This is a genomic window from Algibacter sp. Ld11 (genome assembly GCF_045066735.1).
Classification (GTDB): domain Bacteria; phylum Bacteroidota; class Bacteroidia; order Flavobacteriales; family Flavobacteriaceae; genus Algibacter.
The window spans coordinates 221,428-237,390 of the sequence record NZ_JBISHH010000022.1 but is presented as its reverse complement, the minus strand read 5'-3'; the positions used below and the strand labels follow the sequence as shown (position 1 = coordinate 237,390).

Sequence of the window (15,963 nt, the reverse complement as noted above, 5' to 3'; positions counted from 1 at the left end):
TTGTTTGTTAGCATATCTTCTGATAGAATTAATTTTCTATTTAGCTATATTATTTTATCGCGAATGTACTTTACATGGTTCGTTAAAATGAAACTTACTTTCCAATTAAAACTTTTGAATTAAGTCTAGCAACTACTTTTTCAAGAGTTTCTCCATTGGTATAAGTTACTTTTACTTTAACGGCTTCCGTACATTTTCCTAATCCGAAATTCATAAAATTGTTAAACCCTTGTGAATATTGAGCTCCTGTAGAACCTACCCTTTGTATTTGTATATTATTACACGATTTCACTTCGACTTTAGCTCCTAAAGCCGTTACCTTTCCTGAATTAGTATTTCCTACTTCAATGGTAATAAAGTTATTATCTTTAGCTTCTTGTAATTCATTTTTAAATAAGTGCCACAGCCCTCTTTCGTTACCTAAAACCACATCTGTTTTACCATCTTGATTATAATCGATAGTTTCGACAGCCATTCCTATAGCTCCTAATTCTGTAGAAATAATTTGATGGTTACTTAGTTTTTCAAAACCAGACTTTCCTTTATTCAGAAAAATAACAGATTCATTCGTATGAATTAAATCTCCTCTTTTTGTAATTAAAATATCTGGAAAGCCATTATTGTCAAAATCTGCTATAGTGACACCTTCATTATTTGATGCCTCAAAAACATTTTTTTCTTTCGTAACATCGACAAGTTTTCGACCTTTATTTTCTAATAAAACATCGTTTAATGCTTCTGGATGAGTATACTTTGGATAGTTTTCTACGCCATGAACAATACCAGTTCCTGGTGCCCAAAGATATCCAGAAATTCTCCATTTTTTATTTCCTATATAACCAATGTACCAACCCGTTTTATCCTTGAAGTTAGTATTATCTGGAAATCCAAGTGCATTGCTATTAACCAAACTAATATTTTTACCAGAATGTGTTTCACCTTCTAACTTATAATCATAAGATGCCTCTCCGATGTAAAAAGTATCATTATTTGGCCATTGCGATTGAAAATTTTCTAATTGTAAAACATCTCCTATTGGCATTTCAAAATTAAATTCACCACGTTTTGTAAAAAAACCAAAGGTCTTTGTTTCTTTATCAAAAAATGCTTCTCCAATTTCAAAGGCATTTCCTCTTGTAAAATATAAATCTAAATCGCCATCGTTATCAAAATCAATTTCAGCTATTCCTGTTACATTTTTAATATCATAAGGAAGTACTTCTTTTGAAACGTCGGTAAAAGTTAAATCTCCATTACCTTTGAAAGCTTTTACGTTTCCAACGCCGTACATTACCAGATCGAAAATAGCGTCGTTATTAAAATCTGTAACTAATGTTTTTTGCCCATTTGATTTTATTACAGGTAGTGTAGAGTGAAGAATAAGTTCTCCATTACCATCATTTTTGTATACATAGTTTTCACTTGCACCTTTCTTTTCTGCCCCCGGAAACGCAAAATTTAGTAAATCTAAATCGCCATCATTATCACCATCAAAAAACTGTAAGGTTCTGCCTCTCATTAACTCTAATGGCACATTAAAATCAGGCAAAGCAATAAACTCTCTTTTTTTTGTCACTCTAAATGTTTTCGAGTTTCGTGCATTGCTACCAGAACCTCCTCCTCGAGACATTATAACTTCCAAGTTTCCATCAAAATCAAAATCACCAATAGAAACACCATGTAAATCTCCCATTATAAGGTCATATGGTTTTTCGAATTTACCGTTATTGTTCCAACATACTTGAACACCATAACCATGATCATTTATTAAGAGGTCTTGATATCCATCTTGATCTAAATCTGCAATCACGGGTGCGTCCCATTTTCTTAAATTCTTCTCTTGTCTTGGGAATTCTTCAAAAACTTCCGCAAATGCATTATTCGAAGGTGTAGTTTGTGCATTAATTGAAGTGCCAAAAAAAGTGCATGATACTAATACTGCTAATTTACAACAAGTGATATTTATTTTTTTTAATTGTTTCATTTTTATGATTTAGTCTAAAGCTTAACCTTCAGTTTTTTACGATTCGTTTTTTCTGCTTGTATATCAAAATATGTAATTGGTGTATCTCCTTCTCCAATTTCTATGGAATAAGAGCCAAGCTCCAATACTTTGGGTTGGTATGTTTTACCATTAATTCTTACTGAAAAAACAACTTCTTTTGTTGCACTATGTTTTACTGTAACGACTTGATCTTCTTTAGATAATTCTAATGTTGGTAATTGAAAAGATATTTTCGGATTAAAATTATCGAATTGTGAAATGGTTATAGGCCAACCTGAGTACTGTTCTTGGTTAGGATCCATAATATCCACATTTCTTGGCCAGCATTCAAAAGTGATAGTTCTATCTGGCTTATCATATCTTATAACACCAAACCCAGCAACTCTTGTAGATAATTTTCCGCCTTCTTCTTTTTGCGCTTCCGTTGGGTTTCCCACAGCCTCTACAGTAATTTTATTCTGATAGCCATCTAAAAATTCACCAGTATAATACGGTGCATCTTTAGCTTTATTCTTGCCTGGTTCTTTTGGATCCCACCAACGCATCCAATAATTAGCAATTGCAGGTGTTACAAAAGAGTAACCAGCATCTCCCCAATCATCAATACCATGTTTTACAAAAGTTGCTAGATGTTGGTCTCCGGCAATCATAGGCGAAAAACTTTTTCTAATAACAGCTAAAGCTTTATTTCGACCGGTTTGCGGCCAACCATTGGTATCAAAATCAGCAATAATTTCACGATCGTGTTTTCCTGTATAATTGTTTACCATAGCAAATACGGTTTGCGATAAAACCGTTTTTATTTCGGCATTTTCCCAATCGGTTGTCCAATCTTCTAAAAATTTTAATTGACGATCGCCTAGTAATTTTGCTCCAGGAATATCAAGTTTTCTAGTGTCAACATTAGGATCAAAAAGAGCATCTCTTGTGCCATCAGGAAAAATGTCTGGGGCGTATTTAGGTAAATCTAATAAACCTGATTTAAATTTTCTGTCCTCTAAAATAGCAAAACTAATCCCTCCCCATTTTAAATCGGTATAATATACACCTATGCCTTGTTCAATAGGGGTTGGGTCGTATGCATCTGGTAAATGACTCGTTTGCGCTCTTTCTACTTCTTTCACATACTCTACTGGCATATAGTAACCACCAGAAACACCGCTTCTCGTTTCTGTTTTTTTACCGCTAGCTCCCCAAATATTTCCTTGTCCAACATCATGATCGTCGGTGATACAAATTGTAGGTGTATTTCTTAACAACTCTTTAAAGTCCGTTCCAAATTTTAACCAGTATATGTAATGCTGACTGTGATCGTATACTTGATCGCCTGAGAAAAATATTAAATCGGGCTGTAATTTGGTTAAATTACTAACAATATCGTCTCTAGAAATATCGCCTCCATGTTGTGGATAAACAGAATTACAGGTTAGCGCGGCTAACGTAAAAGTATCTTTATGAATCGGATTTTTACGAATTATACCCTCATAAAAAGCTTTATTGTTATGTACAACCCTATAGTTAATCTCTTTGGTATCATCCCAGTTTTCTAACCTAAAAAGTGACGTATATCCGGGGTACCTAATAGGTGCCGTTGCTTTTTTAACCCATTTACCATTTTCCTCTATTTCTAAAGAAGCTTCAAAAGGCTCAAAATTAATAATAGGATAAAATTGTGCAGTAAGCTTTAAAGTATTTTCGTGAACTGTGTAAAGCGTAAATGCAATTCTATCTTCTTTTTTTATGTTTGTTGGTATAGAAATAAATTCCTGCCCTACTATTATAGTTGTAAAAAAAAACAACATTATAACAGCTGAAATTTGTTTATTCATAATTGCAATTTTTTAAATATTCAAATTGTTGAATATCTAATTTATGAGGTTAGTTTTTCAAAATCAATTTTACAACCTCATTCTAAACAGTTTTTAATAGTTAAAGTGCTATAGAAACTCGTTTTTTAACTAAATAATCTTCTAATGCTAAGTGAGAACAATCGTGCCCAATACCGCTATTCTTAAAGCCTCCATGAGGTAAATATATAGCATATTTAACACCGTTTATTTGAATTTCACCAAACTCTAAATCTTCAGTAAATCTTTCAATTCGATTATGGTTATTAGTAAAAATATAAGATGCTAAACCAAATTCTGTATCGTTTGCTAATTCTAAAACCTCATCATCCGTTTCAAAAGACATGATACCTGCTACTGGCCCAAAAGTTTCTTCTCTAAACAATTTCATATCTGTTGTAATACCAGAAACTACTGTTGGTTGCATCCAATAGCCACCTTTTGGTAAATCTTCAGGGATTTTAGCACCATATTCTAATGTTGCTCCTTTACTAACAGCATCTTCAACTAATTCGAACATTCTGTCTCTAGCCTGGCTACTTGCCAAAGGCCCCATGAAAACACCTTTATTTTCTTTAATACCAAAACCTATTTCTAATTCTGAAGCTCTTTTTACGTAGGCTTCTAAAAATTTATCGTATATATTTTTATGTACAAATATTCTATTGGCAGCCACACAAATTTGACCTGTATTATGAAATCTCAATATAATTGCTAAATTTAAAGCAGTTTCAAAATCTGCGTCTTCAAAAACAATAAAAGGAGCATTACCACCTAATTCCATTCCTAATTTTTTGATTGACGTTGTGCTATCTGCTATTACTTTTTGACCTGTTTGTGTAGATCCAATCATAGTTATTACTGCCGGAATTTTACTTGTTGTCATTGGTGTAGCGACCTCTCTACTAGAACCAGCTAAAATATTAACAACTCCTGCAGGGAAATTAATACTGTGTAAAATTTCGCCAACCATATAGCTAGATAATGGAGATAATGAAGATGGTTTAATAATTAGCGAACAACCAGAGGCCAACGCAGGTCCTATTTTGTATCCTACATTTAATAAAGGAAAGTTCCATGCTAAATAAGCAATAGCAACTCCCGCTGGTTTAGAAATCATTTTATGAGTATGTGTTCCCTCATAATCTGGAATTTGTTCTTCTCTTAAATTTTTCATGGCATTAGGATACCACTCTAACGCTTCGGTAAGTCTATCAATATCCTCTTGCGATCCTGCATAGGTTTTACCCATTTCATGCACCATTGCTGTTTTTAATTCATGCTCTTTTTCTAAAATAGCGGCACGTAATTTTAGCATCCAAGTTGTTCTTTCTTCTAAAGATAATTTAGACCAATATTTAAAACCTTTTTGAGATGATAATAATGCTTTTTCTGCATCTACTTTTCCAGCTTTAGCTACCTGAGCTATTACTTCTCCCGTTGCAGGACAAATAATATCTTCTCTTTCTCCACTTGCCGAATCAATTAATTGACCATCAATGTAAAGCTTTTTGTAACCAAAATTTTGAGTTTTCATTTTGTTTATTTTTTTAATATTTTTTCAATTATAGTTTTATCTGTAGAATTATTTGCACAATATTTACGTAGCACTTCTTCGTCAATATCAATACCTAATCCGGGTCTATTTGGTACTTCTAGCATACCGTCTTTCATTTCCAACTTTGGAAAAGATAAATTATCTCTAAGTCCATTTTCTGTTTGATCAAATTCTATTAAAAAATCTGGTTGATACATTCTACCCGGAATAGACTCGATATTAGAAATAAAATGTAATGCGACATGTAATCCTATAGATGTTCCCCATGTATGAGGAATTAAATCGATACCATTTGTACTTGCTAAAGCGGCTATTCTTTTCGCTTCTGTAAGCCCACCACTAGCACAAATATCTGGTTGAAGAATATCTACAGATTTGTTTTTTATTAATTCATTAAAACCAAATCTCAAATATTCACACTCACCTCCAGATATCGGTATGGTTGTTTTTTGTCTCAACTCGTTATATTGCCCGTAAAACTCAGGCGAAATTGGTTCTTCAAACCAACTAATATCATATTTCTCAATTTTTTTAGCAAGCTCGGTAGCTTCTCTTAACGTATACGCATGATTAGAATCCACCATTAACTGGATATCTGGCCCAATTATTTCTCGCATCATTTTTACATTCTTTACATCGGCTTTTATACCCAAGCCAACTTTCATTTTCATAGATTTAAAACCCTGAGAAATATATAACCTAGCTTCTGCTTCGAAATCTTTAGTTGGATTATCATGGTCGGTAAAATACAAACCTGTAGCGTAAGGTCTTATTTTCGTTCTGTGAGCACCACCTAATAAGGTAGAGATTGGCAATCCAAGTATTTTACCTTTTAGATCCCAAATAGCAATATCAATTGCACTAATAGAAGCCATTAAAACTCCTCTTCTGGCAAAATCTAGAGTTTTTCGATACATTTTATTCCAAATAACCTCGTTTTGCAACGGATCTTCACCCAAAACAATAGGTTCTAACAACTTAATTCCTGATTCTATTAATGTTGCTGGTCCATAACCTTCTCCCCATCCATAAGTCCCATCTGAAGCCGTAACTTTTACAACACAAATGCATCGTTCTGAATACTCCCATTGAGAAAAGAAGAAACTATTTGACAGTTTATCTTTTAATACAAATGCCTCTATTTTTTCAATTACCATGTCTTATAATTTATATTAAATCTTTTGGCTAATTAACAATAGTACATTTAGTTAATAATAAAAAAACGTACCATTAAATTTTATACTAAAATAAATCATCCATAGTTCTCGATACCCTTGCAATTTATCCCTTAGATAATCAATATTACCTTATTGTGTAATTTAGGAAACCATTAAAAATAATACATATTAACAAGTTTTGCATTATTTACATTGTATAAAATATTCGTATAAAGCAAAATACCGAAGGCATAACCTTCGGTATTTTAAAAATGACTAACTACTATATGTTAAAACAAATTAGTTGGTATAACCATCATTCTGAATTAAAGTAGGTACTATTTCTGAATCGCCTTCTGGTATAGGAAGATAGTATTGTCTATCAAACCATAATCTGCCTTGAGTGGAATCTTCGAAAAGTGAATACTCTTCAAAAGTTAGATCTCCATTGGTTTCTTTCGTCCATCTTAATCCTTTAATATCAAACCCTAAATGATCTTCATTTAACCAGCGTCTCTCATCAAAAAAGTTATGCCCTTCAAAACAAAGTTCAACACGTCTTTCTCTTTTTATAGCAGCTTTAAGAGCATCACCAGTTAAATTAATAGTTGGTTGTTTTCCTCGAACTGATACTCTACTAAGGTATGTGCTTGCCAAACCATCTTTACCCTGTTCAGCCAAAGCTTCTGCATAATTTAAATACATTTCAGCTACTCGATATAAGATATATGGCCGATTAGCAGAGATGCCATTAGTAGCACTTAAAGATTCATCTTGAAACTTTCTAATATTATAACCGGTTTTTGAAGAATGTAATACATTACCAAGTCCATTTGGAGAATCTAAACCATCAGGCGTCGAGGCATTAGGAGTTACAGCTAATGCATAATCCACAGGGCGCCCTCTAAATTCAGCACCTTGAAAATTAAGGTTGGCATAATATCTCATTTCTCTGTTATCGTTTGGACTAGCTGGCGTAATACCTCCTGTAGAAGTACCATCATCATAATTAAACTCAAGAGCAAAATTATGCGTTGGAGAACATAATCCCCAACCACCATAACCACTAGGAGATTGTGCTTGATCTGGAAGTGAGTTTGCAGCATTGAACCCACCTGTCCCGACTTCATAAAGACCAGCAGCATAAGGTCTTGCGAATATAATATTTTCATTTGGAGATAAGAACAGCTCTTGATATTCTTTAGCATCTGCTACTTGAATTAATGCATCTTCCCCTACTATATCAATTACGGCTTTTGCAGCATTTTCCGCATCTTCCCATTTACTTGTAACTGGGTAAGAATAAAGCTCTGTATTAGTTGTTTGCGGTAAAAGGTTAGGGTCATGTAAATCACTAGCTGCATATAATAATGTACGTGATTTTACTGCCAAAGCTGCTGTTTTTGTAGCTCTTCCAAATTCTGCCGCTGAACGTGTTGTTGGTAACACTGCTGCTGCTGCATCTAACTCCTCTACAATAAATTTAACACAGTCTTCGTAACTGTTTCTAGTATATTCAAAATTATCTGTAATTTTCGCTGGCTCTGTTATTATTGGCACACCTCCAAAGAATTTAATTAATTTAGTATACAAATTAGCTCTTAAAAATCGAACTTCAGCCTTTAAAACTTCTCCTTTTTCAGGATCTAAGGCCATAGCAGGACTCTCATCTATTTTGCTCAAAAACTCATTAGTTGATTGTACGTAAGACCAATAATTTTGCCATTTTCCAGCAAATGATCCTCCAACGTTAGATTTAGACCATCCACCAGCTCTTAATTGGTATATACTATTTAAATCTCTAAAATTAAATTTAGCTTCGAAAGAAGCACCTTCAATATTAATCCTTTGTCCCCAAAAGTCATTTCTTCTTATAGCCCAACCTTCTGTACTATTATACATTGGGTAAACTAAGGCTTCTACTTGCTCAATATCGGCGTAAACAGCTACTTCTGTAACCCTATCTTGAGGCTCTACATCTATTACATCTTCACAACCAAAGATTGTAAAAAAAGCAATTAGAAAAGTTATTGATGCAATTTTTATATTTTTCATTTGTTGTCTTTTTAAATTATCTACTATCATAACTAATTAAAAATTTATATTTAATCCGAGAGTATAACTCTTTAATGACGGGTATGTACTATTTCTAAAGTTGTTATAACCTGTTGCTTCTGGATCTAAACCTAAATCATATATATCAGAGAACATGGTAAGTACGTTAAACCCTCTTAGTGATATTTTAATATCAGCAAATTTTGTAACATCTTTTGTAAGTGTATAACCAATTTCAATTTCTTTCAACCTTAAAAAAGAAGCATCTTTTAAATACAAATCTGCACCTTCAAAACCACTATTAACCGCCGAAGCTGCTATTTGGTTTTGCACAGCACTATAGGTATCTCCTTGAGCAAATGCTCTTGGGTATGATGCATCACGGTTATTAGGTGTCCATCTATCATTAAACACAAAATCTGGTTTAGCTCCCGATTGATCAAAAAACACTAACACATCTGCTTTTGCCTGACCTTGAAAAAGAAAATTAAAATTCCAATTGCTATAATTTATCCCCCCATAAATACCATATTGTATTTCTGGAATAGCCGACGTATCAACTCTTATTCTATCATCAGCACTTATCACACCATCTTCGTTAGTATCAAGATAAATAGGCTCTCCTTCTACGGTACCATCTTTTTTTACTGCCGTAGCATCTACTTGCGCTTGATCTCTAAAAATACCAGCTGTAGGGAAAACTATATAAGAGTTTACAGATTTACCTTCTCTTTTTCTATAATCAGGAACATTATCTGATTCTCCAAGAGTTACTACCTCATTTTGAGCATTAGTAAAATTAAAACCAAGATTGTAATCTACTTCTCCTATTTGATCTCTCCAACCTAATTCAAATTCCCATCCAAAATTATTCACTTCACCTATATTTTCATCTGGTAAAGCACTTCCTGTTAACCCCGAAATATCTGGAACACCGCTACTTCCTACTAATATATCTGTTCTCTTTTGGTAGAAATAATTAAAATCTCCTGATAACCTGCTATCAAATAAAGAAAAACTCAATCCAACATTCATCATGTCTGCTGTTTCCCAAGTCACTTGTTCATTAGGAACTACACTTCTACCAAAACCACCTAAAGCTACTCCAGGCGTACCAAATACATAGCCATTAGGTTGATACCATCCATTACCCTGAGCATTTGTAGGATAACCTAGAGCATAACTATTTAAATATTGAAATTGGTCAATTCTATCATTACCCATTCTTGAAAAGGATGATCTTATTTTTAGAGCATTAATCCAGTCTACATTTTCCATGAATGATTCTTTATCTATTGCCCATGATAGTGCTACACCAGGGAAAGTACCAAATTTGTTTCCAGGAGCAAACCTACTAGAACCATCACGACGTACTGTTAAATCAATAAAATACTTTTTCTGAAAATCGTAGGATAATGAACCAAAATAACTAACAAATCCGAAATCTTGAGAAGTTCCCCCATTTGTTTGATTATCACCAGACCCAAGATCTAACTCTGCAATTGATTCTAAATTAAAACCAGTTCTTTGAGCAAAAAATGAACGGTTTTTAGTTGAAGAATTTTCATATCCAACAAAGGCGCTTAAATTATGATCTTCACCTAAGGTTTTTGAGTAATGAATAGTAGTGTTCAATAACGTTTGGTTACTTTTATTAAAAGTATCTTGTAGCACTCTATCTGGACTAACTTGATATCCTTGAGATTCTTCATATTCACCATTAACCAGTTGATAATATGACCATGGCTTATCCCAAGATCTATTTTCATAACTAACTTGACCAAGACCAGCAAAACCTCTTATACTTAATCCTTCAACATATTGATCTAATTTCCAATTATAAGAAATTCTAGCTCTATAATTATGAGTAATTCTATTAGTAAATCCAGATGCATTACTAGCCATTAGGTATGGGTTTTGTCCGTTTTCACCACCAAAACCAGGTAATCCATTAGGATATATTCCAACCTGTGTTGGTAAATTTGTATATATATGTTTATATATGTTTGCTCTATCAACACCAGGCTCATTTGTCTCACCTATTCTACCCGTTAAGTCAACACCTAATTTAAATCCTTCAAACAAATTAATATCTATATTAGAACGTAATTGGTATTGTTTAAAGTTTAAATCGCCAGATCTATAAATACCTTTTTGATTAAGTGCATCTCCACTTACAAAATAACTTACGTTTTCACTTCCTCCAGATATAGATAATGAATTTCTTGTTTCTGGCGAAGTACTAGCAAATGTTAAATCTGCCCAATCCGTATTAGGAAAATTTATAGGATCACTACCATTAGCAAATGTTTCAATATCTGTTTGTGAAAAAGGCAATGCTGATCCATTTCTATCTGCTATTTCGTTTTCATAAATGGCATACTGCTCTGATGACATTTGTGATGGAAAATTAGAAAATTGAGAAACTGAATATTGGGTTGAGAAATTAAATTTAGGCTTACCAGATTTACCTCTTTTAGTAGTAATTAAAATAACTCCATTTGCAGCCCTAGTACCATAAATAGCAGCGGCGCCATCTTTTAAAACAGATAAAGACTCAATATCTTGCGGTGCCAATTGTTGAAAAGAACCTGAAGGAATACCGTCTATTAATATTAACGGAGAATTGTTTCCTAATGTTGAAACACCACGAATTAGCAAGGTTAAATCTTCACTACTTGTAGAACCGGGATAACCACCTCTATCTGCAACAATAAGACCTGAAACTTTACCGGATAAAGATTTAGCAACATCCTTATTTGCTGAATTTTGAATCTCAGCGGCATTCACGGTACTTACAGAGCCTGTAATATCGCCTCTCTTTCTTGTTGTATAACCAACAACAACAATCTCATCCAGCTTTGCGGTATCTTGCTCCAGGACTATATTGATATTTTTATCACTCCCAACTTTAACTTCTTGAGTAACATATCCAATATAAGAAAATACAAGTACTGAATTTGTGTTTTCAATGGATACAGTAAATTGTCCGTCAAAATCTGTTTGAGATCCTACCGTAGTTCCTTTTACTATAATATTAACTCCGGGTAATGGTCCGTTAGCATCGGAAACCGTACCTGTTACCGTTATTTTTTGAGTAGATTCAATTTCTGGAGTTTCTATTTCTGTAAAAGTAGTTGCATTCATTTGAAAAAGAGAGCATAGCATAATACAAATTGAAAGTCTCATCTTTAAATCAAACTTTAATGAATAAAGGGAGCTCCCCTTTAAATTAAGGTGATTTTTCATATTTTTGTTTTGAGTTTAATGGTTTAATTTAGTTTTAATCATTTTAGCTAATCGGTAAATGTTCTAGCATTTGCCGATTCTTTTTTCTTTAAATGATTTTTGTTTAGTTAATTTTCCAGTTAAGTCTATGTCATATACATCTGTTTTTATACGTTAATTATAATTTGATAAAACCTTAATTAATAAGCAACATAATTTGCTCATCTAAATTAGTATATTCATATATGACACACCTATCAAAAATTACCCAAAACTATAGATTAATTACCTCATATATTGTTTATTAATAATTAAGCCCTGTTTTTATTAAGAAAAAAAATCCTCAAGAATTATTTCTTGAGGATTTCTTAAACTTTCGGTTTTTATTTTATTAAAGATTTTTTAATTCTTCGCGCATTCTTTTTAAAAATGGTTTTAATTATTTATCGGTATTTCCTGTAGTTTTAGTTAAAAACCAATTAAAAACCGGATATATAGTAACTACATACCCGGTTTATTTATAAAAATCAATTATTTTTTAAGTGCCTCTCGCATTTTATCTAAAAAAGGCTTTAGTTCTTTATAAGATTTACCAGTTAATTTTACCATAGTACTGTTAAAAGCTTTACTAGAATTACCTGTGATTTCATTTTTCTCTTCTTTAGTTATTTTTCCATCTTTAAAGTCTTTGTTAGAACTAATATAAGTTTTAACCATATCCATCCTAGATTCACGAAGTGTTTCTTGTTGATCTTCATCTAAATTATATTCAGTTGTTGCAGCTGCGACAAACTTATCGTTTTGACCTACATGCCACTTATTCTGTCCAAAAGTTGCAGAAACCGTCATAACTAATACTAGTACTAAAAGAATTTTTTTCATTATAATAAATTTAATGTTAATAATTAATGTTTGTATTTAATCTAATTATTCAATAATAGAACCATTTATTGTTTTTTCTGCCAAATGCGCACATATTCAATTTCAAAATCTACAACGCCATCATTTTTTTTACCTTCAGGGCTATTTAATTCTAAATCTTCCTTGCTATCTGGAACACCGTGCCATGGAAATGTTTCTTGGTCCAACCATATATGAATTGGACCATCCATAACCCACCCGTTATGTAAGTTTTTTTCTTTAGCATAAGCATCTACTTGCTCTTTAGTGGCTTGTGTAAATAGTTTGCCATCAACATAAAGTTTTAATCCATTTTCATCCCATTCTATACCATATACATGAAAATCATCAGCGACTCTAAAACCATAATCTAAACGCTCTGTATAAACTGTTTTACCTTTTCCTTCTGCACTCCAATCATGAATAGACCACCATAGTTCTCTGTCTTTCCATTCTTTTCCTTTTTGACGATGATCTCCAAACTGTTCAAATATATCAAGTTCTGTTTGACTTCCTGTTGCCCAAAACGCACTTGTAATTTCTGCATCAGCAGCTTTACTTTTTATTTCCATGTAGCCGTATTTAAAATTTTTACGACCAATGAAGCATGCTGTCGTTAAGTTTTCAAATTTTTCAACTTTTTTATCTGGGCCCCAAGTTTGTTTATTATCATCAGCGAAAGGAAAATCAGGTTCCCAACGAGTTTCAAGAATTAATTTTCCGTTTTCTAATCTGTAATTTCTTCCTGAAAACTGAGAAGGTGCACGCCCTTTCCAAACTCTTTTATTAGGGTAATCTGGATCTTTATAAACAGGTTTTCCGTTTTCAAATTTTCCAACAATATACCATCGATCTTCATCAATTGTTGAGGCTTCAAATTCATCACTAGCTTCTGTATTTAGCATCCAATTACCCGCATTACTCTGGTCTGAGAATGGATATACCTCGGAAACACTTTTATTATATTTTACAGTTTTTGATTGACCTCCACAACTTATAAACATTATGAAAATGAAAAGAAACCCTATTCTGAACATCGTTTTTATTTGTATCATTATTGATTGTATTAAAATTAAATAAGATTTAGCTCTTTTGCCAAACTCTAAGGTACTCAATCTCGAAATCCACAATACCATCGCTTTTTTTACTATCCGGACTATTTAATTCTAAATCTTCCTTACTGTTTGGTACGCCATGCCATGGAAATGTTTCCTGATCAAACCAAAGTTTTATAGGCTTAGTAACCACATAATTTTCGTTTACTCCATTACCACCGTTTTCATTAGCAACATCATTATAAGCGTTAATAGTTGCTTTAGGAACGTCTTTAAACAATACTCCATCTAAATAAATTTTGATTCCATCTGCACTCCACTCATAACCATAAACATGAAATGCTTCGGCTACTCTAAAGTCGAGTTGGTGATGCTCGGTATAGGTAGTTTTTCCTCGTCCTGCCGCTGACCAATCGTGGATAGACCACCACAACTCTTTATCCTTAATGAGTTTAGTAGCTTGTCTGTGATCCCCAAACATTTCAAAAAAATCCAGTTCTGTATTATTACCTGTTCCCCAAAAAGAACTTGTTATTTCTGCATCGGCAGCTTTACACTTAACTTCTAAATACCCGTAAACAAACTCTTGTTTTGTAATTACTGCCGCTGTTGTTACGTTTTCATATTTTGTACCATCGCTTGCAACGGTTGGAGAAAAATTATAGTCTGGTTTCCACCTCGTTTCTAATTTTAACTTACCATCCTCTAGACGTACATTATTTGTTGAAAATTGTGATGGCGCTCTACCTTTAAAGTTTGACTGAAACTCTCCATTTCTGCCTTGAATGAGCCATTTACTTTCATCTAATGTAACACCATCAAATTCATCACTTACTTCAGTATTTAAAATCCATAGTCCGACGTTAGATTGATCTGACAAAGGATAAGCACTATTCGGCTCATTATCAACAGGAGGAATTATCACTACCACCTCGTCCTCCTCTTCAGTCACCTCATCGGTTTCTAAATCACTACTAGAACAGCTAAATTGTAGAGTTAATAGAGCGATAAACCCTAAAACGAATATTCTATTGGGTTTTATTTCTAAAATCATGAACATATTAAATATTATCGTACAACCCTACCTGAACCAGAACCTCCCATAAGAGCCTCTACCTCCGAACGTGTAGAAAAGTTAAAATCGCCTTTTATTGAATGTTTTAAACAAGATGCTGCTACTGCATACTTAACAGCTGTTTGTGGCTCAGATAACTCTGGCGTTGTTAAAGCATATACTAAACCTCCTGCAAATGAATCTCCACCACCGACTCTATCAACAATGTTTTTAATTTGGTAAGATTGATAATTCCCCTCGATATCCAAAGGTGCAAAAACAGGGGTATCTGATTTAGCATCATAAAGCATGGCTCCCCAGTTATTATGAGATGCAGAATAGCTTTCACGTAATGTTATAGCCACTTTACTTACATTAGGAAATTGTTTAACTACTTGGCGAGCTACATCTGGATAGCGCGATGTATCTAATTTTCCGGCGTGCACATCTGTATCTCCTGCTTTAATACCTAAAACATCATGACAATCTTCTTCATTACCAACCACCACATCTACAAAAGGTAAAATTTTGCGCATGGTTTCTTGTGCTAATTCACGAGCAGATTTTGATTCATCCCAATTCCAAAGTTTTCCTCTAAAATTTAAATCAATAGAAACAGATGCTCCTGCAGCTTTAGCTTTTTGTGCAGCAACCAATGTGGCATTTGCTGCGTTTGCTGAAAGTGCCGGAGTAATTCCGCTTAAATGTAACCAACTAGCACCTTTAAAAATAGCATCCCAATCATATTGATCTGCAGGTGTAATTGCTATAGCAGAATCTGCCCTATCGTAAATAACATTACTTGGACGTTGATTTGCTCCTGTTTCAAGAAAATAAAGACCTAAACGTCCTTCGTTCGTTCTTAAAACATATTGCGTATCTACTCCTACTGCTCTTACTGCATCCATGGTTGCCTCTGCCAATGAATGTTTGGGTAACGCCGTAACATAACGTGCTTTACCTCCAAAATTACAAATTGAAGCAGCAACACTGCCTTCTGCCCCTGCATAGGTTACATCAAATTGACGAGTTTGTCTTAAGCGCAAATTATCTGGCGCTGCTATTCTTGCCATTATTTCCCCAAATGTTACTACTATATTCATA

The 15,963-nt window shown here is 33.5% G+C and carries 10 protein-coding genes; all 10 read right to left on the bottom strand.

Features of this window, described 5'->3' with window-relative positions; genetic code table 11:
* Nucleotides 1-94 precede the first annotated feature (94 nt).
* The 10 genes from ACJJV4_RS09070 to ACJJV4_RS09025 all read right to left on the bottom strand — a co-directional run bounded on the left by ACJJV4_RS09070 (nt 95) and on the right by ACJJV4_RS09025 (nt 15,962).
* The gene (locus tag ACJJV4_RS09070; protein WP_405293613.1) at nt 95-1,984 is read right to left on the bottom strand and encodes a CRTAC1 family protein; all 1,890 of its coding nucleotides are present in this window, start codon (nt 1,982-1,984) and stop codon (nt 95-97) included.
* 14 nt (nt 1,985-1,998) lie between these two features.
* Nucleotides 1,999-3,834 carry an alkaline phosphatase D family protein gene (locus tag ACJJV4_RS09065; protein ID WP_405293611.1) on the bottom strand — a complete coding sequence of 612 codons (1,836 nt, stop codon included), beginning with the start codon at nt 3,832-3,834 and terminating at the stop codon, nt 1,999-2,001.
* Nucleotides 3,835-3,934: 100 nt separating this feature from the next.
* Nucleotides 3,935-5,389 (bottom strand): aldehyde dehydrogenase family protein, encoded by a 1,455-nt coding sequence (locus ACJJV4_RS09060; RefSeq protein WP_405293609.1) that lies wholly within the window; start codon nt 5,387-5,389, stop codon nt 3,935-3,937.
* 5 nt (nt 5,390-5,394) lie between these two features.
* A complete protein-coding gene (locus tag ACJJV4_RS09055) occupies nt 5,395-6,567 on the bottom strand; it encodes a mandelate racemase/muconate lactonizing enzyme family protein (RefSeq protein WP_405293607.1) in 1,173 nt (390 codons plus the stop codon).
* Between the two features lie 300 nt (nt 6,568-6,867).
* Complete coding sequence (locus ACJJV4_RS09050) at nt 6,868-8,622, bottom strand: RagB/SusD family nutrient uptake outer membrane protein (protein ID WP_405293605.1); 1,755 nt, start codon at nt 8,620-8,622, stop codon at nt 6,868-6,870.
* Between the two features lie 36 nt (nt 8,623-8,658).
* Nucleotides 8,659-11,811, bottom strand: a complete 3,153-nt coding sequence (locus ACJJV4_RS09045; RefSeq protein WP_405293603.1) for a SusC/RagA family TonB-linked outer membrane protein — start codon at nt 11,809-11,811, stop codon at nt 8,659-8,661.
* 570 nt (nt 11,812-12,381) lie between these two features.
* A complete protein-coding gene (locus ACJJV4_RS09040; protein WP_405293601.1) occupies nt 12,382-12,732 on the bottom strand; it encodes a hypothetical protein in 351 nt (116 codons plus the stop codon).
* Between the two features lie 65 nt (nt 12,733-12,797).
* Nucleotides 12,798-13,805, bottom strand: a complete 1,008-nt coding sequence (locus ACJJV4_RS09035; RefSeq protein ID WP_405293599.1) for a family 16 glycosylhydrolase — start codon at nt 13,803-13,805, stop codon at nt 12,798-12,800.
* A gap of 28 nt (nt 13,806-13,833) precedes the next feature.
* On the bottom strand, nt 13,834-14,859 hold the full coding sequence (locus ACJJV4_RS09030; protein WP_405293597.1) for a family 16 glycosylhydrolase: 1,026 nt from the start codon (nt 14,857-14,859) through the stop codon (nt 13,834-13,836).
* Between the two features lie 14 nt (nt 14,860-14,873).
* The gene (locus ACJJV4_RS09025) at nt 14,874-15,962 is read right to left on the bottom strand and encodes a sugar kinase (RefSeq protein ID WP_405293595.1); all 1,089 of its coding nucleotides are present in this window, start codon (nt 15,960-15,962) and stop codon (nt 14,874-14,876) included.
* Nucleotide 15,963: the final 1 nt, after the last annotated feature.